Source organism: Pseudoclavibacter endophyticus (genome assembly GCF_008831085.1).
In the GTDB taxonomy this organism is placed as follows: domain Bacteria; phylum Actinomycetota; class Actinomycetes; order Actinomycetales; family Microbacteriaceae; genus Pseudoclavibacter; species Pseudoclavibacter endophyticus.
Genome location: NZ_WBJY01000001.1, coordinates 484,624 through 507,740 on the forward strand (window position 1 = coordinate 484,624; position 23,117 = coordinate 507,740).

Below are 23,117 nucleotides of genomic sequence, written 5' to 3' on the forward strand. Positions count from 1 at the left end.
CCGCCGTTGGCGCGTCCAGGGGATCCGTGCACAAGCATCAGACACGTCGGTGATGCAACAAACACGTGCGAGCTGTTTTCCGTAATGTGGAAAGGGACGGATGCGGCGCGCACGGCGTTGTGGGGAAACGGGGGACCGGGTGACGGCGGCGCAACTCACGCTGAGGGCGGTGGCGTTGCTCGCGGAGCGCGGAGCGGTGACGGTGACGCAGCTTGCCAGGGCACTCGACGTACCGACGACGACCGCGCACCGCATCCTCGGCGATTGCCGCGCGAGCGGGTTCGCGACGCAACAGCGATGGGGTGGCCCGTACACGGTGGGCCCGACGCTGCGCGAGACGGCGCGTCTGCTGGAGGCGGAATCTCGATTGAACGAAGCCACGGACGCGGCCATGTCGTGGCTGGCGAGCGAAAGCGGCGAGATGGTAGCGCTCGCGGTCCTCGAGGGCAGAACCGTGCGTTTCGTCGAGTCCATTCCCGGTACGAGAGAAACCTCGATCGGCCCGCAGAACGGCCGTGTGCTTCCCGCCTACGCCACGGCGGCGGGGAAGGCGATGCTGTCACGCCGCGACTCGTCCGATGTCCGCCGCTACTTTCCGGCGAGTGGCGACGAGCCTGAGCCGTTGCAGGGAACAACCTGGCAGCAGTTTGCCGCTCAACTCGAGCGAGTGCGGCAGACCGGCTGGGCGGTGACCATGGGCGGATTCCGGGCCCCGATCGCGTCGGTCGCGTCGCCGATCGTGGCCGGCGACGGAACCTGCACGTCGGCCGTCGTCGTTGTCGCGCCGAGGTCGAGGCTCGACATGAGGCACGAACTGCTTGAGACGGCAAAGCTCGTGGTCAAGGCCGCCGACCGAATCCACCGTCGAGCACGGCCCATTGCCGTTGGACGGCCGTGAGCGATCGCCGGCCGCCACCCCGATCCGCCTACAGGTCGGCGTGCAGCTCCCACACCTGGTCGGCGGATGCGGACCAGTGGTAGACATCGTGGCGGTCGCGCCCGGCGACGCGCAGTCGCCGAGCGAGATCGGTGTTGCCCAGCACGTCGGCGACCCCCGACTCGAGGCGTTCGCTGTAGTCGGCGAGGGCTGTCTCGACATCGCCGCCGTCGAGCGACGCGGCGGCGTTCGCGGCGCTGCCGCGCTCGATGACGTGCGCCGCATCCATGCCGACCTCGCGGAGCGCGGGGGCGTCGGAGGTGATGACGGGGGTGCCGAACTGGAACGCTTCGACGACGGGCAGCCCGAAGCCGGCCTCGAGGCTCGGCACGACGAGGGCGGAAGCCCGCTGCAGCGCGACGGCCACGGCCGTGTCGCTGATGACGCCGAGCACCAGCACGCGCCGAGGGTCGACACCGCTGGCGGCGATGAGCGCCTCGGTCGTCAACGCTTCGTCGTCGGTCCCGGCCGAGGTCGGGCCGACGACGACGAGGGTCGCGTCGGCGAGCTTCGGCCGCGCGAAGGCCCGGAGGAGTGGCGCGAGCCCCTTGCGCGGCGCGGCGCTCGCGAACGTGAGCACGTAGTCGTCGGGCAGCCCCAGTCGCTCGGCGATGCGGTCGCCCTCGTCCTCGGTGGGCGGCAGCACGATGCGCCGGTCGGCCGCGCCGCCGATGACGCGCAGGCGATCACCGAAGTCGAAGTGCTCCGAGAGCTCGTCCGCGACGGCGTTCGTGGGCGCCACGACCGCCGAGGCGTAGCGGTGCACGCGCCGCAACATGGCCGTTTCGAACGTCACGGCCGCGGGCGAGCGCAGCTCGGGCCGTCGGAGCGCGGTCGTGTCGTGCACCGACACGACGGTCTGGTCGATGCCGTAGGCGAGCGAGATGTCGCGCACGGGAGCGAGCAGACTCATGGCGTGAATGAAGCCGCCGCCGGCACGCCCGGTCGCGAAGCCACGCCGCCACGCCCTCCCGAGGGCGTCGGGCCGCTTCGAGAGCTGCGTGATCTCGGTCAGACCGGGCAGTTCGCTCGTCACGCGCTCGAACTCGTCGGGCGTGGCCTTCGGGAGGATCGCCTCGACCTCGCAGCCGACGGGGGCGCGCGCGATCACCTGCTCGGCGAGGTTGCGGGCGTAGCGGCGCCCACCGCTGGGCCGGTCGTCGAGCATCCGGTCGAGAATGACGCGAAGGGTGACCATCAGACCGCCAGCACCCCCTGACGGGCGGCGTCTTCGAGCGCCTCGAGCCACGGCCGCATGGGGGCAATACCGGCCTCGCGCCACCGGTCGTGTCCGAGCACCGAGTACGCGGGGCGCGGGGCGGGGCGCACGAATGCCGAGGAATCGGTCTCGTGCACGGCGTCGGGCTCGGCGCCGACCAGCCGGAAGATCTCACGCGCGAACCCGTGCCACGAGACCTCACCGGCGTTGGTGCCGTGATACACGCCGGCGGGCGCGTCGGCGTCCAGGAGAGCGACGATCTGCGCGGCGAGGTCGCCGGTGAAGGTGGGCTGCCCGAGCTGGTCGGCCACGACCTCGACGCTGGGGCGGGAGGCCGCGAGGCGCGCCATCGTGCGCGCGAAGTTGCCCCCACCGGCGCCATACAGCCAGGCGGTGCGCACGATGAGGGTGCCGTCGGGATGCTCGGCGCGCGCGAGCCGCTCGCCGGCCGCCTTGGTGCGCCCGTACGCCGAGATCGGGTCGAGCGGGGCATCCTCGGGGTAGGGCGAGGTCGCGTCGCCGCGGAAGACGTAGTCGGTGGAAAGCTGCACGAACCGGGCGCCGGCCTCGCGAGCGGCGACCGCGAGGTTGGCCGCTCCCGTGGCGTTAACGGTGTAGGCCGCGTCTTCGTCGCCCTCGGCGTCGTCGACGCGCGTGTACGCGGCCGCGTTGATGACGGCGTCGTGCCCCTCGACGGCGGCGAGGCACGCGGCGGCGTCGGCCACGTCGAGGTCGGCGTGGTCAAGCGCCGTGACTCCTCGCCCCTCGAGCGCACGTTGGAGGTCGAGGCCGAGCATGCCACCGGCCCCGGCGATGAGCACGCGCGTTGGCCCGCCGGACCGCGGCGTGTCAGCCGAGCTCGACGAGGCGCGCGTCACAGGGCCGCACGCTCCTTCAGGGGCTCCCACCAGCTGCGGTTGTCGCGGTACCACTGCACGACATCGGCGAGGCCCTCTTCGAACGGCACCTGCGGCTCGTAACCGAGCTCGTTCTGGATCTTCGAGATGTCGACGCAGTAGCGCAGGTCGTGGCCAAGGCGGTCGGCGACCCGATCGACGTACGACCAGTCCCTGCCGGTGGCGTCGAGCAGCTGTTGCGTGACCTCTTTATTAGTGAGCTGCGTGCCGCCGCCGATGTTGTAGACCTCGCCCGCACGGCCCTTTGTGAGCACGAGGGCGATGCCCCGGCAGTGGTCGTCGACGTGCAGCCAGTCGCGGACGTTGTTGCCCTCGCCGTAGAGGGGCACGTGCTTGCCGTCGATCAGGTTCGTGACGAAAAGCGGGATGAGCTTCTCTGGGAAGTGGTAGCGGCCGTAGTTGTTGCTGCAGCGCGTGATCGACAGGTTCATGCCGTGGGTGCGGAAGTAGGACCGCGCCATGAGGTCGCTCGACGCCTTCGACGCCGCATAAGGGCTGTTGGGCAGCAGCGGGCACTCCTCGTCCCACTCGCCCTCCTCGATCGAGCCGTACACCTCGTCGGTCGACACGTGCACGAAGCGTTCGAGACCGTGGCGCAAGGCGGCGTCGAGCAGGCGCTGCGTGCCGACCACGTTGGTCTCCACGAAGATCGAGGCGTCGCGCACGGAGCGATCGACGTGCGATTCGGCTGCGAAGTGCACGACCGCGTCGACCTTCGGCATCCACTCGTCGAGCACGTCGTTGTCGCGGATGTCACCGTGCACGAACGTGAGCCGCGGCGAGTCGGCGACGGGGTCCAGGTTGGCCCGGTTGCCCGAGTAGGTGAGCGCGTCGAGCACGACGACCTCGGCGCCCTCGAGACCGGGGTACGCGTCTTCAAGCGCGCGTCGTACGAAGTTGGAGCCGATGAATCCGGCTCCGCCGGTCACGAGAAGCTGCATGCGTGGTCCTTGCTGCGTGGTGATCGAGTGCGCGGGTCGCCCGAGGATCCGGGCGTCCACCCGGCATGGTACCGCGAGGCACCCGCGAGCACGTCAGCGCCTGAAACCCTGTCAAACGGGATCGGTGGACGCCACTCGCAGTGACGCCGGGGCGCGCCTCCCGACGGGTGCGCGCGGCACGGTCGCAGTGCCGCAGCCGCGGGGCGAGGTGCGACTCGCAAAACGTGAGCGCCTGACTGGCCCCGGATGTCAGTGCTCGGGGAGAACCCGCATCGGCTCTCAGCGACTGACCATAGCAGCCGATGCTCACCCCGTGCCCCGTCGCGCCGGTGCCATGTGGTTAGCCTGTGGTCATGTCTCAAGACGTCACCGAGTCCGCCAGCGAACAGCCCGCCCGGCCCGCGTTCACGGGACGCCCCGGCCTGCGCCCACTCCCCGCGACGCGCCTCGCCGAAGCCGGCATGGAGCCACGGGACGCCTACCAGTACTTGCACGAAGAGCTGCAGCTCGACGGCAGCTCGCGCTTGAACCTGGCGACCTTCGTCACGACCTGGATGGATCCAGAGGCCGATCGCCTCATGGCAGAGACGTTCGACAAGAACATGATCGACAAGGACGAGTATCCGGTCACTGCCCGGTTCGAGGAGCGTTGCGTGGCGATCGTCGCCGATTTGCTCAACGCGCCGGGGCTCAGCGAAGACCCCGTTGACGCTACGGGCGTGTCGACGGTCGGCTCATCCGAGGCCGTCATGCTCTCGGGGCTTGCGCTCAAGTGGCGCTGGCGTCAGCGGCGCCGCGAGGCCGGTGCCGAAGCTGCGGCGCCGAATCTCGTGCTCGGTAGCAATGTGCAGGTTGTGTGGGAGAAGTTCTGCCGGTACTTCGATGTGGAACCCCGTTACCTTCCGGTGCGCTCAGGTCAGTACACGATCACGCCAGACCAGGTGCGGGAGGCCGTCGATGAGGAAACGATCGGCGTGGTCGGCATCCTCGGTACGACGTATACGGGCGAGTTCGAGCCGATCGCGGAGATCGTGGCCGCGCTTGACGACCTTGCGGCGTCGGGCGGCCCGGACGTACCCGTGCACGTTGATGCCGCGAGCGGTGGCTTCGTCGTGCCGTTCCTCCACCCCGAGCTCGAGTGGGACTTTCGCCTCCCGCGCGTCGTATCGATCAACGTCAGCGGGCACAAGTACGGGCTGACCTATCCCGGCATCGGCTTCGCGATCTGGCGCGATGCCGCTCATCTGCCGGACGAGCTCGTCTTCCGAGTGAACTATCTGGGAGGCGACATGCCGACCTTCACCCTGAACTTCTCGCGTCCGGGCAATCAGATCGTCGGCCAGTACTACAACTTCATTCGGCTCGGCCGGGATGGATACGCCGCCATCATGCGCACCCTCCGCGACACCGCCACGTGGCTTGCGACGCGGCTCTCCGAGGTCGAGGGCGTGTACATCATTGCGGACGGCTCGCAGTTGCCCGTCATCGCGCTACGGCTGGATGCGACGCTCGGGTTCACCGCGCACGACCTCTCGCATGAACTGCGCACCTTCGGCTGGCAGGTGCCCGCCTACACGATGCCACCCGATGCCGAGACGATCGCGGTGTTGCGCATCGTCGTGCGCGACGGTTTCAGCCGCAACCTGGCGGAGCGGTTTCTCGACGACTTCCGTGCCGCGGCCATGCGGTTGCACGACGGTGTGCGTCCGCACGCCGACGCCGAGGCGTTCGCGCACTGAGCGCGCGGGAAGCCGCCTAGCCCGCCTGACGGGGAGAGACCGCCGAAGACGACCGCCGCGGTGGCTGCCGTGGGTTTCAGCCGACCGCGGGGCATTGCGGAGCCGGGTTACGGAGCGAGCGCCTCGGGCCACCAGGGCAGGCGTTCTGCGAGCGTCGGCGCGGCGGTGTAGGCGAGAGCGCGCATGAAGGTCGCGGTCACGTGGTCGTCGTCGTAGAAGACGGTGAGGCCACCGAGCTCGGGGCGGCACACGCCGTCGGGGCAGACGAACGGGTTGAGGTCGACATACACGCCGCCGGCGTCTTCGATGGATGCCCGGATCGCCGGATTCGGTGCCGTGAGGGTCGTGCCCCACAGGCAGCGTTCGCTGCCGAAGCCCCACCGCTCGGCGCACTCGAGCATGTGCAGGTCGCTTCGCGGGGTGTCGCGCACGGCGACGACCTCGATGCCGGCTTCGGTCATGTCGGCAACCCAGTCGGCGAGGCCCGGCAACTCGAGCTCGGTGTGCTCGTCCTGGCTCCACGACGCGAGTACCACGACGGCATCCGGCCGATTCTCGAGCAGGTCGGCCGTCGCGTCCTCCCAGAGGGCGAGGCAGCCGTCTCGCCAGGCGTCGTCGAACCAGTCGGCGTCGGCGGCCTGCAGGGCGCCGAACTGGCAGGCGTGGTCGAGGTAGCCGCGCACGGCCCATCCCTCGTGCCGCGCCGTCTCGTCGATGAGTTGGGCGAGCTGCATGGCGTGCGAGTTGCCCACGACGTACACGGAGTGGTCGGCGCTCGCGGGATCGACGTCGTCGAGGTTGGCCTGGCAGAAGCGCAGCGAGCGGTCGACGGTCTCGGCTGGCAGCATTTCGGGCTCGCAGGGGGCGAGCTCGCCGAGGTCGCCGCTCACCCATGGCGCGGGGATCGGCGACGTGGCGCCGAGCGCCTGGGCGTCAGGTTGGTCGGGGTCGTCGGTGAAGCCGGTGCCGGGCGCCACGACCGCGGGCGGGCCGGCGGCGCCGGCGGGTGCGCCGGCGGAAACCACGTTCGGACCCATGACCGACAGGTCGGCCCCCTGTGCCTGCGCTTGCGCCTCGTCACGCTGCCGGTCGGCGTAGGCGCCCGCGGCCGAGGTGACGCCGGCGACGAGGGCGACGAGGGCGGCGACGCTGCCGGCGGCGCGCCAGGGGAAACGCCGCACACGGGTGAGCAGCAGCGGGCGATCGGCGGGATGCTCCGGTCGCGCGGCCGATCGCGACGAACGGCGGCGAATGAGGCGAGCTGCCGGGCGCTCGACGAGGTGCGCGACGAGCACGGCGAGGACAACCGAGACGAGCAGGTAGGCGCTGCCCTCGAGGAGGCCCGGATGGTCGGTGCGCAGCACGGCCATGCCAAAGATGAGCACGGGCCAGTGCACGAGATAGAGCGCGTAGGTATAGCCGCCTGCGCGCGCGAGGGCGGGGTGCGCCAGCAGGCGATCGCCCCCGAAGCGCGTGGGGGCGTCGGCGGTCGTCGCGGCGCCGGCGCCGACGATGATGAGCGCCGCCGACACGACCGGCCAGAGTGCGGCGACGCCGGGGAAGGTGCCCTCGACCGGGATGAGGAAACCGCAGGAGACCGCCCCGGCGATACCGAGCCAGATGAGGGCGCCCCGCCACGCCGCGCCGAGCCGGATGTAGGGCAGCGCGAGCGCGAGCACGGAACCGGCCGCGAACTGCCACAGCCTCGCCCACAGGTCGAAGTAGGCGTGCTGCTGGTTGATCGCCGTCGCGATCGTCGACCACGCCAACCCGGCGACGAGGATCGTGCCGAAGACCCACAGGCAGAGCGTGCGGATCGACAGGAGCCTCCGCACGTGCGACGACTGCATGGCGAGGGCGACGGCGGCGAAGACGAGCGGCCAGAGGACGAACACCTGTGCTTGCACGGCGAGCGACCAGTAGTGCTGGAACGGCGAGGCCAGCCCAGTGCCCTGGCCGAAGTAGTCGACCAGCGTGTTCTGCAGCCAGCGGTTCTCGACGTAGAGCGTGCTCGCGAAGAATTGCTCGACGTAGCCGCCGAACTGCGAAACGGGCAGGGCGACGAGGCTGCCTGCGAGGATCAGCGCGGCGACGACGACGCTGAGCGGCATGAGACGGCCGAATCGCTTCGCGATGTATTGGAGTGGCAGCAGGGGTTCGCCCCGCTCGAGGCGGCCGAGGAGTGATCGCGTCATGAGGAAGGCCGAGACGAGCAGGAAGATGTCGACGCCGCCTGAGACGCGGTCGAACCAGATGTGGAAGGTGGCGACCAGCAGCAGCGCGAGCGTGCGCAGCCCCTGCACCTCCGGCATCCAGCCGGCGGGGGAGTGGGCGCGCGAGGGCGTGACCGGCTCGTGTGAGACGGTCCCCCTCGCGTCAGTCGCGGCCGCAGCATCCACGCGAATCACCGTAACCGCGATCAACGCACGTGGGTTATTTCAGTGCCGGCGGCCACCAGGGCAGGCGCTGCGCGAGCATCGGCGCCGTCGTGAAAGCGAGCGCGCGCATGTACGTCGCCGAGACGTGGCTGTTATCGAAGAAGACCACGATGCCGCCGTAGACGGCTCGACACCGTCCTTCCGGGCAAATGAGGTGGTTGATGTCGAGGTAGATCCCACCCGCGTTTTCCACGGCAGTGCGCAGTCCATCGTTTGGCTGCACCAGAGCGGTAGGCCAGGTGCAACGGTCGCTTTCGTAGCCCCACCTGTCGCCGCACTCGGGCATGTTCACGTCGGAACGGGGATTGTCGCGCACCACGACCACATCGACTCCCGCGGCGGTGATCGTCTCGACCCAGTCATACAGGCCTGGGAGTTCATCTTCTGTGTCCGGGCCCGTGCTCTGAGTGCCGAGGACGAACACCGCATCGGGTTTGTTCTCGAGAATGTCGATCGTCGCATCGTCCCACATGCCGAGACATTCCTCTTCGGCCACGTCGCCGTAGGCGCCGTACTGGCAGCCGAACATCAAGTAGCCACGCAGAGCCCACTGATGGAGAATCGCCGCTTGCCCGACGAATTGCGTCAACTGCTGCACGTGCGAATTGCCCACCAAGTAGACGCTGTGGTTCGTGTCTTCGGGATCGAAAGACGTGTGGTTGGCTTGACAATGCGTGATAGCCGCATCACTTACGCCCGCTGGGAGCATGCTTTCTGTGCAAGGAGTCATGCCGCCGATGTCGTGCGAGTTTATCCATGGGTTCGGCAGCACGACGCCGGGGTGCGGATTCTCTCCACCGGCGGCATTTGGTCCCATCGTTGCGAGGTCGAATTCGCTGAGCTGCTCCCACGCAAGGACTTGGCGCTCATCGACGAGAGTATTCGCATGCGCTGCAGTAGCTGCAGCCAATGCGGGCAGCGTGACAATAACGACCGCGGCGCGCCACGGCGCGGTGCGCGGCCATCGACCGTTGCGCGGGGCGCGCGAGCGCGTGAACCATCCGAAGGGTTTCTCGATCAGGTGCACCGCCGCAACGGACAAGACTGCCGAGAGTGCGAGGAGGAAGGTGCCCTGCAGAACGTCGGGGCGCGGCGTGCGCAACACGCCCATGCCGATGATGAGCACCGGCCAGTGCACGAGGTAGAGCGCATAGGTGTACTCGCCGATGCGCGTCATGACCGGGTGGGCCAGCAAGCGATCACCGCCGAACCTCGTCGGGGCGCCGGCGCCGGCGATCACGAGCGCGGCCGACACCACGGGCCAGAGCGCCGCGATGCCGGGGAAGGTGCCCTCAACCGGGATGACGATGCCGCCGAGCACGGCGCCCGCGATGCCGGCCCACGTCATGATCGAGCGCGAGAGGGGGCCGAGGCGCAGCCATGGCACGACGAGCGCCAGAATGGAGCCCGCCGCGAACTCCCACACGCGCGCGCTCAGGTCGAAGTACGCGAACTGCTGGTTCTGCGCGGTGAGAATCGTCGACCAGGCGAGACCCGCGACGAACAGCGCGCCGAAGAGGGTCAGGGCGAGCGGCCGGAGCGGCACGCGCGCGAACTTCGTGAGCAGCCAGATCACGACGAACAACAGCGGCCAGATCACGAAGATCTGCCCCTGAATCGAGAGTGACCAGTAGTGCTGGAACGGCGACGCGAGCGTGCCGTCGTCGGCGAAATAGTTGACGAGGGCGTCTTGGAGCCAGACGTTCTCGAAGTACAGCGAGCTCGCGAGGAACTGCTCGATGTACTCGCGCAGGCGCGACGGGGGGAGCAGTATGGCGCTTGCGGCGAGGGTCACCGCCCCGATTCCGATGGCCAGCGGCATGAGGCGCCCGAAGCGCTGCACGATATAGGTGATGGGGCGGAGCGGTTCGCCCCGCTCGAGGCGGCCGACGAGTGATCGCGTCATGAGGAAGGCCGAGACGAGCAGGAAGATGTCGACGCCGCCCGAGACGCGGTCGAACCAGATGTGGAACGTGGCGACCAGCAGCAGCGCGAGGGTGCGCAGCCCCTGCACCTCGGGGATCCAGTCGCCTCGTGGTCCGCCCGCGCCAGTCGACGGGGCCGCTGAGACGGTGGCGGGGAGCGTCATAGACGAAGGGAGCCTTCACAGTTGGGCGACGGAGACGCCCCAGCGTAAACGACGCGAAGAACGATCGGGAGCATTCGCGGTAGCGCGGCTATGGGGTGCATCGGCCCAGTGGTCACCACAAGCCGGTGACGAGGAGGCCGAAGAGGACGAAACGATCGCGCGGGCGGCGGCGGAGCTGTGAGGCGCGGCGCGCGAGCCGCAGCGACTCCGTGAGCGTCTTCCGCGAGAGGACTTCGCGGAACCAGGCGAGCCTCGGTGCTTCCTCGGCCGAGGCGACCCGGAGGCAGGCATCCACGGTGAGTTCGACCTGGCGGCGGTGCCACCCGGCCGCGCTGAGCCGTAGCCGCTTGAGTGCCTGGGCGGCGCCGGCGTTCGCGCCCACCGCGTTTCCGTCGTGCTGACGGTAGTCGACCGTCGGAGTCGGGTCGATGATCCATCGCAGTCCCGCCGAACGTGCCATCGCGTAGATGAGCCAGTCATGTGCGAACACGAGTCGCGCGGGCGAGGCCGGGTCGCGCAGCTCGTGCTGCACGAGGCGCGCCAGGCGACTGGTCAGCAGGAAGCTCGAGCCGGGACCGGGCGTCTCGAAGAGGTGATCGGCGAGGCGCTGCGGATAGTCCTTGCGAATCAGCGTGCGACTGCCGTCGGGCCGGAAGGCGGTGACGTTCGACGACACGCCGTCGGCGCCGTGCTCGATCAACAGGCGCGCGTGCGAGGCGAGCTTTCTCGGCGCCCAGCGATCGTCCTGGTCGGCGAAGCCGACGTAGTCGATCTCGTCAAGATCGAGCTCGGTCAGCAGGCGGAAGAAGTTCGGGGCGGGCTCGCCGAAGATGCCGGGGGTCAAGACGCGGATGCGCGGGTCGCGGGCCGCGGCGTCCTTCAGCTTGGCGCGCGTGCCGTCGGTCGAGTTGTCGTCCGAGACGAGGAGCGTGATGTCGACCGCCTCCTGCGAGAGGATTGTCGAGAGCTGTTCGTCGAGGTACCGCTCGCCGTTGTGCGTCGCGAGCAGGACGGCGATGCGCGGAGGGTTCGCGACCGGGGGCATGCGCTTCATCGTATCGCCGGCGCGTGGCCTGTCACCCGACACCGGCGGCGTTCCGAAGTGTGTACTCAGAACTTGCTCCAAACGCTGGCAGGCCACCAACTGATGTGAGGGTGAACTTGATCGGCGAATACTTGAGCAAGCGATCGTGACATCGTTGCCGTGAGGTGGTTGTCGTCCAAGTACGTCACAATGCCGCCTAGAGTAGGTCGGCACGTGCCGTCGGGGCAGACTGCGCCGTTGACGTCTACCCATACGCCACCAGCTTCCTCGATCTGTGTGATGAACTGCGGGAGTGCATCCGGATCCTCCGGAACTTTGAATATGCACTCTTCTGCATCGTGGCCGTGCTCAACGGCACAGAAGTAGGGCGCAGTTGGGAATCGGGGTGTGTCGCGGATGACAACGACTTCGGTGGTCGTCTGCTGGGTAACGTGCGCGACCGTTGGGACGTGATCGCCGAGGACGGTGTCTTTATAGGGAGACGCCGTATCATTATGTAGGAGATCGGTGTCTCCAACACGCGAAACCGTTCCGACGATGACGAGCAGGTCTGGTTGTGTCTCGGTAACGAACTCAATGGCCGTTTCCCACATTTTCGCGCACTGTTCTGTGGGGGTGCTATCGGGACCAGGCGCGATGCAGCCGGGCGATCCGTAGGCCCGAATGTGCCAGGACGGATGCTGTTGCATTGTCTCCCACAGCATGCCGGTGTACATCATTGCGTGCGAGTTGCCAATGACAACGATCCGGCGATCTGCGGCACCGCTTTGTACATCAGCACCATCCTCGAGGCAAGCAAGTCCGCCCCACCACTTGTCCAGCGGGCACCAGTCTCCACGAATGTCGGGGGGAGTTTCGACGACCATATCCGCAGGTACGAGCGCATCGAACTCTTCGTTTGGATTCGCTTGAGGGCCACGATCGGAAACATCGGTCAGCCAAATGGCGTCAAGCGCGGACATTTGCATTCGCTTGAGTCCTTCTTCGCCCCCGACTCCGATACCTGTTGCAAGCACTGCGCCAACAGTGAAAACCGCGAGGGTTCGTTTCCCCAGACGTGGAAGTCGACGCTTCTGCATGGGCTGTTCTCGGCTCATCCATCTTGTGACCGGGCGTTCCACGGCGTGGGTGATGACGACGGCCAGTGCCGCCGAGATGAGGAGCAGTACGAGGCCATCGATCGCGCTCGGGGTGTCGCCGCCAACGAGATTCGCGTACAGAATGAGGATCGGCCAGTGCGTGAGGTAGAGGGCGTACGTATAGCCACCAATGCGCTGGAGTATGCGACTGCCGAGGATAGGGTCTGGTCTCTGGGTCGTCGACCGTGGGGCGTCCGCTGCGGCTATGACCAGTACGGCGCAGAAGACTGGCCACATCGCGGGCCAGCCCGGGTATGCGGCGTCGACGGGCATGACGAAACCGCACAGCACGGCGCCGATGAGACCGATCGACGTCATGATGCGCCGGATATGTCCGGGGAATCGAAGCCACGGGATGACCAGAGCGAGCACGCTCCCCAGCGCGAACTCCCATAGGCGCGCCGGGAGATCGAAGTACGCGAACTCGGGGCTGACCGAGGTCAAGTGCAGGGCCCACGAGAACGACGCAATCGAGACCACGGCGAAGACACCGAGGAGAAGTGAGCGAGGCCGAATCCCCGTCTTGCGCGCGATCCACTCGCAGAGGAGATGCACGAACGGCCAGAGGACGAAGACCTGTCCCTGCAGGGATAGCGACCAGAAGTGCTGGAAGAAACTGGATTCATGCCGGTTCGCCGCGTAGTAATCCACGGCCTCACCCTGAAGCCAGAAGTTCATCCAGTAAGTGCCAGAGGCGAGGGCCTGATCGAAGAGCGTGCTCCATGAGTGCGGCGCAATGAAGATGAGTACCGCAACAACGGTGAGCACAATGGCAGCGAGCGCCGCCGGTAACAGTCTCGCGAACTTGCGGACGATGTACGTGATCGGTCTGGTGAGGTTGCCCGCCTCGGCGCGGTCGGCCAGTGAACGCGTCATGAGGTAGGCGCCGATGAACAGGAAGATGTCGACGCCACCTGAAACGCGCCCGAGCCAGATGTGGAAGCTCGCCACCAGAAGGAGTGCGATTGTGCGCAGACCGGCGATCTCGGGCACGTACCGGTTCGTCGGAGGCGATGGCGGCACCGCTTCCGTGCCGGCGCTTCGATCGTTGCGGGCGTCGCCCGATCCGACGGACACGAGGCCCGTTGTCGTTGCTGTTGCCATGGAACCCCCTGCATCTTGCCCCGGGCCAGCGTTCAAGAGTAGAACAGCCGATGGCCGCGCACGTGCCGCGACCATGAACAGGTACAAGTTGCCGTCATCGATTTCGAGCGTCCTAGACTCGCGGCATGGAGATTCGCGAACTGAAGGTTCCCGACGCATACGAGATCACGCCGAAGCTCATCGGCGACTCGCGCGGCATGTTCCTCGAGTGGTACCGCTTCGACAAGCTCGCCGAGGTCGTCGGCCACCCCCTCGACCTCAGGCAGGGAAACATGTCGGTGTCTGCCCGCGGTGTGGTGCGAGGCATCCACTTCGCCGACATCCCGCCGAGCCAGGCGAAGTACGTCACCTGCCCCAAGGGCGCCGTCGTCGACTACGTCATCGACATCCGCTCGGGCTCGCCCACGTTCGGGCAGTGGGACTCGGTGCGCCTCGATGACGTCGACCGCAAGGCCATCTACCTCTCCGAGGGCCTCGGGCACGCCTTCATCTCGCTCGAAGAGGGCTCGGTCGTCAGCTACCTCGTCTCCGACACCTACGCACCCGGCCGCGAGCACGGCATCAATCCGATGTGCACGACGGTCGGCCTTGAGTTCGAGCTGCCGTCGGAGGAGCTCCTGCTCTCGGAGAAGGACACGGGGGCACCGGGACTCCTCGAAGCCGAGCGGCAGGGACTGCTGCCGACGTACGAGCAGGCGAGGACGTTCTACGGCGAACTCGACGCGAAGGCAGGGTACGGCGCATGAAGGGCATCGTCCTGGCCGGAGGATCCGGCACGCGCCTCTGGCCGATCACCAAGGGCATCTCGAAGCAGTTGATGCCGATCTACGACAAGCCGATGATCTACTATCCGCTCTCGACCCTCATGATGGCCGACATCCGCGAGGTGCTGATCATCACGACGCCGGAGTACAACCAGCAGTTCCGTGCCTTGCTCGGCGACGGCTCGGCGCTCGGCATGCAGATCGAGTACGCCGTGCAGCCCTCCCCCGAGGGGCTCGCCCAGGCGTTCGTCATCGGTGAGGAGTTCGTGGGCGACGATTCGGTCGCGCTGGTGCTGGGCGACAACATCTTCCACGGCACTGGCCTCGGCTCGGCCCTCCGGAACTACGGCGACGTCGACGGCGGGCTCATCTTCGCCTATCAGGTCGCCGACCCCCAGGCGTACGGCGTCGTCGAGTTCGACGAGGACATGAAAGCGCTGTCGATCGAAGAGAAGCCGGCGCAGCCCAAGAGCAACTACGCCGTGCCGGGCCTCTACTTCTACGACAACGAGGTGATCGAGATCGCGAAGGGCGTCACGCCGTCGGCGCGTGGCGAGCTCGAGATCTCGTCGGTCAACTCGGCCTACCTCGACGCCGGCAAGCTGCAGGTGCACGTGCTCGACCGCGGCACCGCCTGGCTCGACACCGGCACCTTCGAGTCGATGATGCAGGCGTCGGAGTACGTCAGGGTCATCGAGGACCGGCAGGGCTTCAAGATCGGCTGCATCGAAGAGATCGCCTGGCGCGCCGGGTGGATCGACGATGCGCAGCTCGAGGCGCTCGCGACGCCCCTCTCGAAATCTGGCTACGGCAAGTACCTCATGCGTCTGCTGGCGCACAAGGCCGCCGGCCTCGGCTGAGCGTACGGACTGCGGCGGGTCAGTCAGGCCGGTCGCTCCGGGAGTGGAGAGCGTCGCGGATCACGTCGAGCGTGCCGCGCGAGGAGTACCGCCTGTAGTCGCCGCGGCGCAGACCCTGGGCGACGGCGCCGACCCGCGCGAGACGCGCGTCCGGCATCCGCAGCCGCCGGCGCTCGTGCGACAGCTTGCGCTCGACCTCGACGCGTTGCTCGGGTGTTGCGCCGAGGCTTCCGAGCCGTGCGCGGAGCGCGTCGGCTCGTTGCACCCGGAGCCGTTGTTGTTCGTAACCGGGGCCGACGACTCTGTCGACCTTGTCGCGGAGCGTTGGCGTGACCTGCCCGATCTGGTTGTCCCCATGCTGCCGGTAGTCGATGAGTGGCGCGCGGAGCGTGCGAATGCCCGAACGCAGTGCGGCGGCAATCGCCAGCCACTCGTCGTGGATCCAGGGGTCGGGTGCGACGCCGGCCGCGACGACGAAGTCGCGGCGCACCATCGTCGTCGCCCCCGTCACGAGATTGCGGCGGAGCAACACCCCGAACTGATCGGGACCGGGGCCCGGGCCGGCGCCGTCGCCCACATATGCCGCCCACTCGCCGTCGCCGATCTCGAGCGAGGCGAAGAGCGACGGCTCGATCTCGTCGCCCGCCCGGTCGACGATCCGGGCGTCGGAGTGCGCCAGCAGCGCGCCTTCATCGTCGGCGAGCAGCGGCGCGAGGCGGGCGACCTTGTCGCGGTGCCACACGTCGTCCTGATCGGCGAATGCCACGAGCGGCGTGCGCGCCTGGTCGGCGCCGAACGCGAAGTTCGCCGCCACGCGGAGGGCGGTCGATCGAGTGAAGACGCGAAACGGCACCTCAGACGCTTCGAGCGTTCGCGCAGCGAGCTCGACGGTGCCGTCGGTCGAGGCGTCGTCGCTCACGATCACCTCGTCGACGGACACCGACTGGCGCAGGATGCTCGCGAGCTGCTGCGCGAGGAACGCTTCGCCCCGAAAGGTGCACACGACCGCGGTCACCCCTGATGACGGCGGGATCGCGGAGCTAGCGCGCGCCACACCCGGTTCACGTTGCGCGACGATGCTCGAGACGACCATGCTGATAGCTTGGCACGACCCGGCGTGCGTACCGTGAGGGACGTGAAGCCTCGCCGCACCCCCTCGGGCAGCATCACCTGAATCGGGCCGTGGGCTTGCAACAGGAAAGGGCAGCAGCGCGACATGCAACGACTCGTCATTGTTCTGCTGCACGACCGCTTTGGGCGCATCGACGCCGGCACTCGTCGGTTCCTCGAGGGTCTCCGCCCGTTCGCACAGCGCTTGCACGTCGTCGTGAACGGCGCCCTCGGTAATGACGGACAGCGTGCGCTCGCGGGCCTCTCCGACGACCTGCTGGTGCGTGAGAACACCGGGTTCGACGTCGGCGGCTACCGGGCCGCGATCGAGGCGATCGGCCCTCGGCGCCTCGCGCGATTCGACGAGCTGCTCATGACGAACTCGACGAACTTCGGTCCGGTCGAGGTGTTCCCGGGCCGGGGCGCGACCTTCGCGCACATCTTTGAGCGGCAGGACGCGCGCGACGTCGATGTGTGGGGCATGACCCAGCACGGCGAGATCACGCCGAACCCCTACACCTTCCGCGGAACACTGCCGGCGCACCTGCAGTCGAACTGGCTCGCCGTGCGGGCGAGCGTGCTTCGCAGCGATGCGTGGGCCCAGTACTGGGCGTCGATGCCCGAGATCACGTCGTACGACGACTCGATCCGCCACCACGAGTCTCGCTTCACGCAGTTCTTCGCCGATGCCGGCTTCCGCTGCGAACCCGTCTTCGCCGCCGCACCCTTCGGCGTCGCGAATCCGAGCATCGAGCAGCCCCTCGCGCTCCTCCGCGCCGGTTGCCCCATCGTGAAGCGTCGCCTCTTCTTCCACGACCCCGTCGAGCTCGACCACCGCGCGGTCGACGTGCCCGAGGTGGCGCGGGCCATGGCGGCCGGCGGCTTCGACGCGGGTGTGATCGTGCACTCCGCCGCGCTCACCACCCCGCCGCGCACGCTTGCGTCGGCACTCGGCGGGGTTCGAACGCTGCGCGAGCCGGCACGCCTCACGCGAGACGGGCATCCCGAAACCGCCGCGACCTCCGGGGGCGAGGTGGCGATCGTGGGCGGTATGCGGATGCGCCGGGTGGAGGGGAACCTGTGGCGCCGCCTCGCCGACAACCCGCGCGGGCTGCTCGACGACGTCGACTTCATCGTGAGCCGCGGCGCCTATCCCGTCCTCGGCGCGATCCCGCCGGCCGAAGTCGGCACCAGGGCCATCACCGCGGGGGGCGACGACGACGGCGGCCAGGTCGTCGACGAGCGCCCCGAGCACATCGCCGACCCCGCCGCCGTGCGTGCCGCGCGCGACGCCGGGAACGCGCTGCTCGCCGACCCGACTCCCATCGCGTGGGCGCTCGCCGACGAACCGGCGCTCGGCGCGATCGTGCCGCTCACACCGCACATCGGCTCGGAGGCGATCGGTCATGGTTGGCTCGGCCGACGTGACGCCGTCGAGGAGCTGACGGTGCGGCTCGGGCTCGACGGTCCGCTCGACGAGCACGGGCCCGCAGCCCCGTATTCCGCCGTCGCCGTCTACCGGCCCGCGGCGCTGCGCCCACTCGCCGACGTGTTCCGTGCGCTGGGCGGCTGGGGACCGCTCGTGGCCCAGACCCATGGGGGAGGGCCCGAGCTCGAGCGTCAGCTCGACCTGCTCGCCTCGCGCATCGTGTTGACGGCGGGGTACCTCACGGTCGAGGTGGGGACGGTGGCGCAGCTCGAGGCGAGCCTCGCGCACTTGCAGGCGAAGTACGCCGAGGTGGCGGGAATGCTGCCGCCGGGCGCTCGAGAGCCCATTCGGTATCTGCGTGCTCGCCGCCGCGGTGCGCTGAGCCCAGAGGCGATCGGAGAGACGCTGGTTCGCCGTGCCCCGAAGTTCGCGCAGTCACTTCGCGCGGCAATCGCCCGCTGGCGCAGCTGACCGATCGAGTACCGCTCCGACTACGGCTGTTGGCGCCGCTCGAGTGCCGTCGCGAGCACGTCGAGGCGCGCTCGCACCGCGACGAGTTCGGCGGCGAGCTGTGCATCGGTGAGCCCGGCCGGCTCGGCGCGCGGCGGCGGCGTGGAATCGGCCGCGTCATCGCCCGCACGCTGTTCGGCCGTGCCCTCGCGCGCCTTCGTCAGGTTCTGCATCGTGTCGATGATGACGGCGACGAAGAGGTTCAGCATCGTCAACGCGCTCACCACGATGAACAGCACGAAGAACACCCACGCGGCGGGGTAGCCGTTGTCCATGATGGGGCGAACGACGGCGGCCCACGAGTCGAGCGTCATCATCTGGAACAGCGTGAAGAGCGATTCGCCGATTGTGCCGAAGTGCTCGGGGGAGGCGGCCCCGAAGAGCTCGGTCGCCATGACGGCCCCCACGTAGAAGATGATGGCGAGCAGCGCGCCGATCGAGGCGATGCCGGGAATGGCGGCGAGCAGGGTCGTCACGATGAACCGCAGCTGCGGCACGGCCGAGACGAGCCGGAGCACGCGGAGCACTCGAAGCGCTCGGAGCACCGAGAAGGGGCCGGATGCGGGGACGAGCGCGATGGCCACGACCAGAAAGTCGAAGACGTTCCAGCCGTCCGTGAAGTACGCCCAGCCACGCGCGAAAAGCTTGCAGGCCAGCTCCATGACGAAGATCCAGAGAAAGACGACATCGAGGGCGTGGATCACGCCGCCCGCGGCGCGCATGATGTCGTCCGATGTCTGCAGGCCGAGCGTGATCGCGTTCGCCACGATGACCGCGATGACGAGGCGCTGGACCGGCACCGACTCAACCCACGCGCCCACGCGAGCCCGAATCTTCGCGACCGGATCGCCGGGCTGCGCCTGAATGGGCGTTGGTGTCATTGAGGTCGTCATCCTGTCAACCGGGTCGTCGTGAACAGCCGAAGCCTACGGAGCGCTGTGGCCGGCCGGCATCGTTCGAAAGTCGGGGATCGAATGCGCGATCGGCGCGCCTGCCGTGACGCCCGGCGCACTCGGCGGTACCGTCGCAGACGAGAAACAGGGAGGCGTCATGGCTGATCGCGACACGTCTGGCAGCTACCCGGACGACGACAATCTCGCTGCCGGCGACACCGGCGAACAGCGTCGCTTGGTCGAGGCCGAACGCCGCGGGCTCGGCAAGGGGGCGTTCGCCGGACTCGGCCTCGCCGTGCTGCTCGTGCTCATCATCGGCGCGGTCCTGATCTGGTTCAACCCTTTCTCGCAGGGCCCTGCGGCTGACAACACGGCACCCGTGACGTCGCTGCCCGCGCCGACATCCGAGCCGACCGAATCGCTCCCGCTCGCGACCGCGACGACGGCGCCGCCGTCGACACCCGATCCCTCGGCAGCCGCGACGACCACGCCCACCGCCAGCGCGGACCTCGCGCTGAACCGATGGAACTGGATCCCCGATCAGCGGAGCTTCTCGGTCGCAGGCTTCATCGAGGGCACCGAGCCGGGCGGCTCGTGCACGCTGACGGCCGCCAATGGCAGTGTCACCTTCGTGGCGACCGAGCCGGCCACGCCCGATGTCACGACGACGATCTGCGTCGTCAACCTGCACTCGCCCGACGTCGCCTCGGGCGACTGGCAGCTCACGATGACGTACGACGGCCCGTCGGGCCCGGCCACGAGCGAGACCGTCACCGTCACCGTGCCGTAGGGCGCATCCTGACCGCCGTCTGACGCCGCGGTCGGTAGCCTTGCGCGCAGCATCGACTCGCCACCCGTGCCTCCGAGGCCCTCGCGGCGGCACTGGCGTCATCTGAAGGAGCACACATGTCTGCCCGCGTGAGCATTGTCACTCGTACGAAGGATCGCCCGCTGCTGCTCGAGCGAGCATTTCGGAGCGTCCTGGGGCAGACCTTTAGCGACTACGAGATGATCATCGTCAATGATGCGGGCGACCCGGCACCCGTCGAAGCCCTCATCGCTCAGTTCGCCGAGGAGGCCAGCGGCCGAGTGCGGCTCGTGTCGAACGAGACCTCGGCCGGCCGCGAGGCGGCCATGAACACCGGGTTCGATGCCGCCGCCGGAGAGTTCCTGGTCCTTCACGATGACGACGATTCGTGGGCTCCCGACTTCCTCGAGCGCACGATCGGGCACCTCGATGAGCACCTTGAAGACGGGGGCGTCGCCGTGCGCACCGAGGTGGTCTTCGAACGGATCGAAGACGGCCGGGTCATCGAAGAGGCTCGCGAGATCCTGGCCGAGGACCTGCACGCCGTGCGGCTTGCCGATACGATCCGTCGCAGCACGGTACCGCCGATCTCGTTCGTGTTTCGCCGGTCGGTGTTCGAAGCGGTCGGTCCCATTCGCGGCGACCTGCCCGTGCTGGCCGACTGGGAGTTCCTCCTGCGCGTGCTGTCGGCGACGACGGTGGGGTTCATCGACGGCGAGCCGCGCGCCTTCTGGCATCAGCGCAAGAGCTCGACCGGTGACGAGGGCAACAGCGTCATCGTCGATGCCGGAGACCACCGCGACTACATGGGGCGGATTCGCGACGAGTACCTGCGGAAGTCCGTCGCGTCGGGCAACGACCTCGGCCAGTTGCTCTTCATCTCGGGCCTATTCGACGAGGTCGAGCGGAACGCCGCCGGCTCAGGGCGTCTTACCGCCGAGCTGATTCGCGCGGGCCAACTCGCCCAATCAGAACACCTCCAAGGCGTGCATGCTGAACTCCAGCAGGAGATCGCGCGCATTGACGAGAGACAGAAGCGCATTGAGGCGACGCAGCAGCGAATGAACGAGCTGCTCGACTACAGCCGCCCCGTCATCGGTGGGCTCCGCAAGCTGATGGCGCCCGGACTCGCTGCACGGCGCGGTGCTCGGCGGCTGCTCGGGCGGCGTACGGAGTCGACGGCACCGGCGGCGGCTTCCGACAGCACGACGACGCCAGGTGGGCCGACGGAAGCGGCGTCGGCGCCGGCGCCCGCGACCCGCAGACGACACCGCGAAGACACGCGCGTGTCCGACCGAGTGACGAAGCGAATCGCGTTCTACCTGTTCTTCGACGCGGACGGGCAGGTGGACGACTATGTCGTCTACAAGCTGGAGCAACTCCGTCAGCACACGTCCCACATCTTCGTCGTCTCGAATGGGCCGCTCACGCCGGCTGGACGACAACGCCTCGAGGGTGTCGCCGACACGGTCTGGGAGCGCCAGAACGTCGGCTTCGACGTGTGGGGTTACAAGGAGGCGCAGGAGCAATTCGGGTGGGACCGCTTGGGCGAGTATGACGAGTTGATCCTGCTGAATTACACGTTCTTCGGCCCGATCTTCCCGTTCGCCGAGGTCTTTGACCGGATGGATGCCGAAGACGTCGATTTCTGGGGGCTCACTGAGCACGCGGAGGTCGACCCGCATCCGCACCACGGCAGCGGGGTCATGCCGCGACACATCCAGTCGCACTGGATCGCGGTGCGCCGGCAAATGTTCTCCTCGGAGGAATACCGGGCGTACTGGCGCGACATGCCCATGATCTCGTCATACGACGAATCGGTCGACCGGCACGAGGCGCGGTTCCTCGCGCACTTCGAGCAAGCCGGCTTCGTCTCGCGCGTTGCATTCCCCCTCGAGGACTACCCCTCGGATCATCCGATCTTCGACGACATCGTGCTCATGCTTCGCGACAGGCTGCCGATCGTGAAGCGACGCCTGTTCTTCCACGACCCGCTGTATCTCGACCGGTACGCGATCATCGCACGCGATGCGATGTCCGAGATCGAGCGCAGCCCCTACCCGAGCGATCTGATCTGGCGCAACGTCACCCGCGCAGCGAAGCCACGCACACTGGCCACCAACCTCTCGCTGACCGAGGTCCTCCCCGAGCAGACGTTCCCCGATGGTCACCCGGGCGCCCTCGACCGATCGTCACTCCCGAACATCGCTGTCGTCTGCCATCTCTATTACGACGATCTCGTCGGCGAGATCCTCGACTCCGTTGGCACGATCCCCGGTCCCGTCGACCTCTTCATCACGACGAGCGACGACGCGAAGCGGGCTCGTATCGAGGCCGCGATCAACGCGTCCACATTCATCGGTGGCAGCGACGTCCGAGTCGTCGAATCGAACCGCGGCCGCGACATCTCGGCCTTCATCGTGGGCTGTGGTGACGTGCTCCGCGACGAGAAATACGAACTGATCGTCAAGATCCACGGGAAGAAGTCGGCGCAGGACGGCTACAACATCGGAACGTGGTTCAAACGGCATCTCATCGACAACCTGCTCGCGAGCCCGGGCTACACGGAGAACCTCGTTGCCCTATTCCAGCGGCACGCCACGTTGGGTATGGCGTTCCCCCCGACCATCCACACCGGATATCCGACGATGGGGCATGCGTGGTTCGCGAACAAGGCGCCGGCGAAGAAGTTCGCAGAGCGCCTCGGCATCACCGTGCCCTTCGACGATTCGACGCCGTTGTCGTCCTACGGTTCGATGTTCGTCGCGCGCCGCGAAGCCATCGCCTCGCTCACCGACCTCGGACTCACGTGGGAGGACTTCCCGGCTGAGGGCGGCTACAAGGACGGCACGCTCGCGCATGTGATCGAGCGCATGTTCAGCTATGTCGCGCTTGCGAACGGATTCCATGTCCGTACCGTGATGAGCCCGGAGCTCGCTGGTATCAACTACTCATTCCTCGAGTACAAGTATCAGGCCGTCAGTGCGTTCCTGCCGGGATACGGCATCGACCAGGTGGCGTACCTGGAGTCCGCGCACGGTGGGGTATCGTCGCCGGTCGGCTTGGCGAAACGCCTTGTCGAGGGCAAGCCGGCCATCGCGAATGCGATTCGTCCCGCTTACCGGGCTGCGCGCAGCGTGTACCGCCGAGCCCGCGGCCGTTGAACAGGCCGATG

General features: G+C 67.9%; 16 protein-coding genes. 7 read left to right on the forward strand and 9 right to left on the reverse strand.

Annotated elements, in window-relative coordinates; genetic code table 11:
- The first annotated feature begins 169 nt into the window (after nt 1-169).
- Nucleotides 170-898 carry an IclR family transcriptional regulator gene (locus tag F8O04_RS02105; RefSeq protein WP_188726327.1) on the forward strand — a complete coding sequence of 243 codons (729 nt, stop codon included), beginning with the start codon at nt 170-172 and terminating at the stop codon, nt 896-898.
- 28 nt (nt 899-926) lie between these two features.
- Here F8O04_RS02105 and F8O04_RS02110 read toward each other — a convergent pair whose 3' ends face one another.
- Genes F8O04_RS02110 through rfbB form a run of 3 tightly spaced genes read right to left on the reverse strand, consistent with a single transcriptional unit; the run spans nt 927 to nt 4,014 of the window.
- Complete coding sequence (locus tag F8O04_RS02110; protein ID WP_158027690.1) at nt 927-2,135, reverse strand: glycosyltransferase family 4 protein; 1,209 nt, start codon at nt 2,133-2,135, stop codon at nt 927-929.
- Complete coding sequence (rfbD, locus tag F8O04_RS02115) at nt 2,135-3,034, reverse strand: dTDP-4-dehydrorhamnose reductase (RefSeq protein WP_225734821.1); 900 nt, start codon at nt 3,032-3,034, stop codon at nt 2,135-2,137. Before rfbD ends, F8O04_RS02110 begins: the two co-directional genes overlap by 1 nt.
- On the reverse strand, nt 3,031-4,014 hold the full coding sequence (rfbB, locus tag F8O04_RS02120; RefSeq protein WP_158027691.1) for a dTDP-glucose 4,6-dehydratase: 984 nt from the start codon (nt 4,012-4,014) through the stop codon (nt 3,031-3,033). The genes rfbD and rfbB overlap by 4 nt, the downstream gene beginning before the upstream one ends.
- Nucleotides 4,015-4,367: 353 nt before the next feature.
- Here rfbB and F8O04_RS02125 point away from each other — a divergent pair, with 353 nt between their 5' ends.
- Nucleotides 4,368-5,753, forward strand: coding sequence for a glutamate decarboxylase (locus F8O04_RS02125; RefSeq protein WP_158027692.1), 1,386 nt, complete (start codon nt 4,368-4,370; stop codon nt 5,751-5,753).
- A gap of 107 nt (nt 5,754-5,860) precedes the next feature.
- On the opposite strand, the gene F8O04_RS02130 is transcribed toward F8O04_RS02125, so the two are convergent.
- From F8O04_RS02130 to F8O04_RS02145, 4 genes are all read right to left on the reverse strand, one after another.
- The gene (locus F8O04_RS02130; protein ID WP_158027693.1) at nt 5,861-8,152 is read right to left on the reverse strand and encodes an acyltransferase family protein; all 2,292 of its coding nucleotides are present in this window, start codon (nt 8,150-8,152) and stop codon (nt 5,861-5,863) included.
- A gap of 34 nt (nt 8,153-8,186) precedes the next feature.
- Nucleotides 8,187-10,280, reverse strand: a complete 2,094-nt coding sequence (locus F8O04_RS02135) for an acyltransferase family protein (RefSeq protein ID WP_158027694.1) — start codon at nt 10,278-10,280, stop codon at nt 8,187-8,189.
- A gap of 112 nt (nt 10,281-10,392) precedes the next feature.
- Nucleotides 10,393-11,325, reverse strand: coding sequence for a glycosyltransferase (locus tag F8O04_RS02140; protein ID WP_188726326.1), 933 nt, complete (start codon nt 11,323-11,325; stop codon nt 10,393-10,395).
- 65 nt (nt 11,326-11,390) lie between these two features.
- Nucleotides 11,391-13,568 (reverse strand): acyltransferase family protein, encoded by a 2,178-nt coding sequence (locus tag F8O04_RS02145; RefSeq protein ID WP_188726325.1) that lies wholly within the window; start codon nt 13,566-13,568, stop codon nt 11,391-11,393.
- Nucleotides 13,569-13,693: 125 nt separating this feature from the next.
- On the opposite strand from F8O04_RS02145, the gene F8O04_RS02150 reads away from it, so the two are divergent.
- Both F8O04_RS02150 and rfbA read left to right on the forward strand, forming a co-directional pair.
- Entirely contained in the window at nt 13,694-14,314 is a 621-nt protein-coding gene (locus tag F8O04_RS02150) for a dTDP-4-dehydrorhamnose 3,5-epimerase family protein (protein ID WP_158027697.1), read from the forward strand.
- A complete protein-coding gene (rfbA, locus tag F8O04_RS02155; RefSeq protein ID WP_158027698.1) occupies nt 14,311-15,192 on the forward strand; it encodes a glucose-1-phosphate thymidylyltransferase RfbA in 882 nt (293 codons plus the stop codon). The genes F8O04_RS02150 and rfbA overlap by 4 nt, the downstream gene beginning before the upstream one ends.
- 19 nt (nt 15,193-15,211) lie before the next feature.
- On the opposite strand, the gene F8O04_RS02160 is transcribed toward rfbA, so the two are convergent.
- Complete coding sequence (locus F8O04_RS02160) at nt 15,212-16,285, reverse strand: glycosyltransferase (RefSeq protein WP_158027699.1); 1,074 nt, start codon at nt 16,283-16,285, stop codon at nt 15,212-15,214.
- Between the two features lie 123 nt (nt 16,286-16,408).
- Between F8O04_RS02160 and F8O04_RS02165 the strand changes: the two genes are divergently transcribed.
- On the forward strand, nt 16,409-18,202 hold the full coding sequence (locus tag F8O04_RS02165; protein WP_158027700.1) for a rhamnan synthesis F family protein: 1,794 nt from the start codon (nt 16,409-16,411) through the stop codon (nt 18,200-18,202).
- A 20-nt stretch (nt 18,203-18,222) separates the two neighbouring features.
- Here the strand turns inward: F8O04_RS02165 and F8O04_RS02170 are convergent, their stop codons facing one another.
- On the reverse strand, nt 18,223-19,122 hold the full coding sequence (locus F8O04_RS02170; protein WP_158027701.1) for an ion transporter: 900 nt from the start codon (nt 19,120-19,122) through the stop codon (nt 18,223-18,225).
- Between the two features lie 169 nt (nt 19,123-19,291).
- On the opposite strand from F8O04_RS02170, the gene F8O04_RS02175 reads away from it, so the two are divergent.
- Both F8O04_RS02175 and F8O04_RS02180 read left to right on the forward strand, forming a co-directional pair.
- On the forward strand, nt 19,292-19,924 hold the full coding sequence (locus F8O04_RS02175) for a hypothetical protein (protein ID WP_158027702.1): 633 nt from the start codon (nt 19,292-19,294) through the stop codon (nt 19,922-19,924).
- A gap of 116 nt (nt 19,925-20,040) precedes the next feature.
- Nucleotides 20,041-23,106, forward strand: a complete 3,066-nt coding sequence (locus F8O04_RS02180) for a rhamnan synthesis F family protein (protein WP_158027703.1) — start codon at nt 20,041-20,043, stop codon at nt 23,104-23,106.
- Nucleotides 23,107-23,117: the final 11 nt, after the last annotated feature.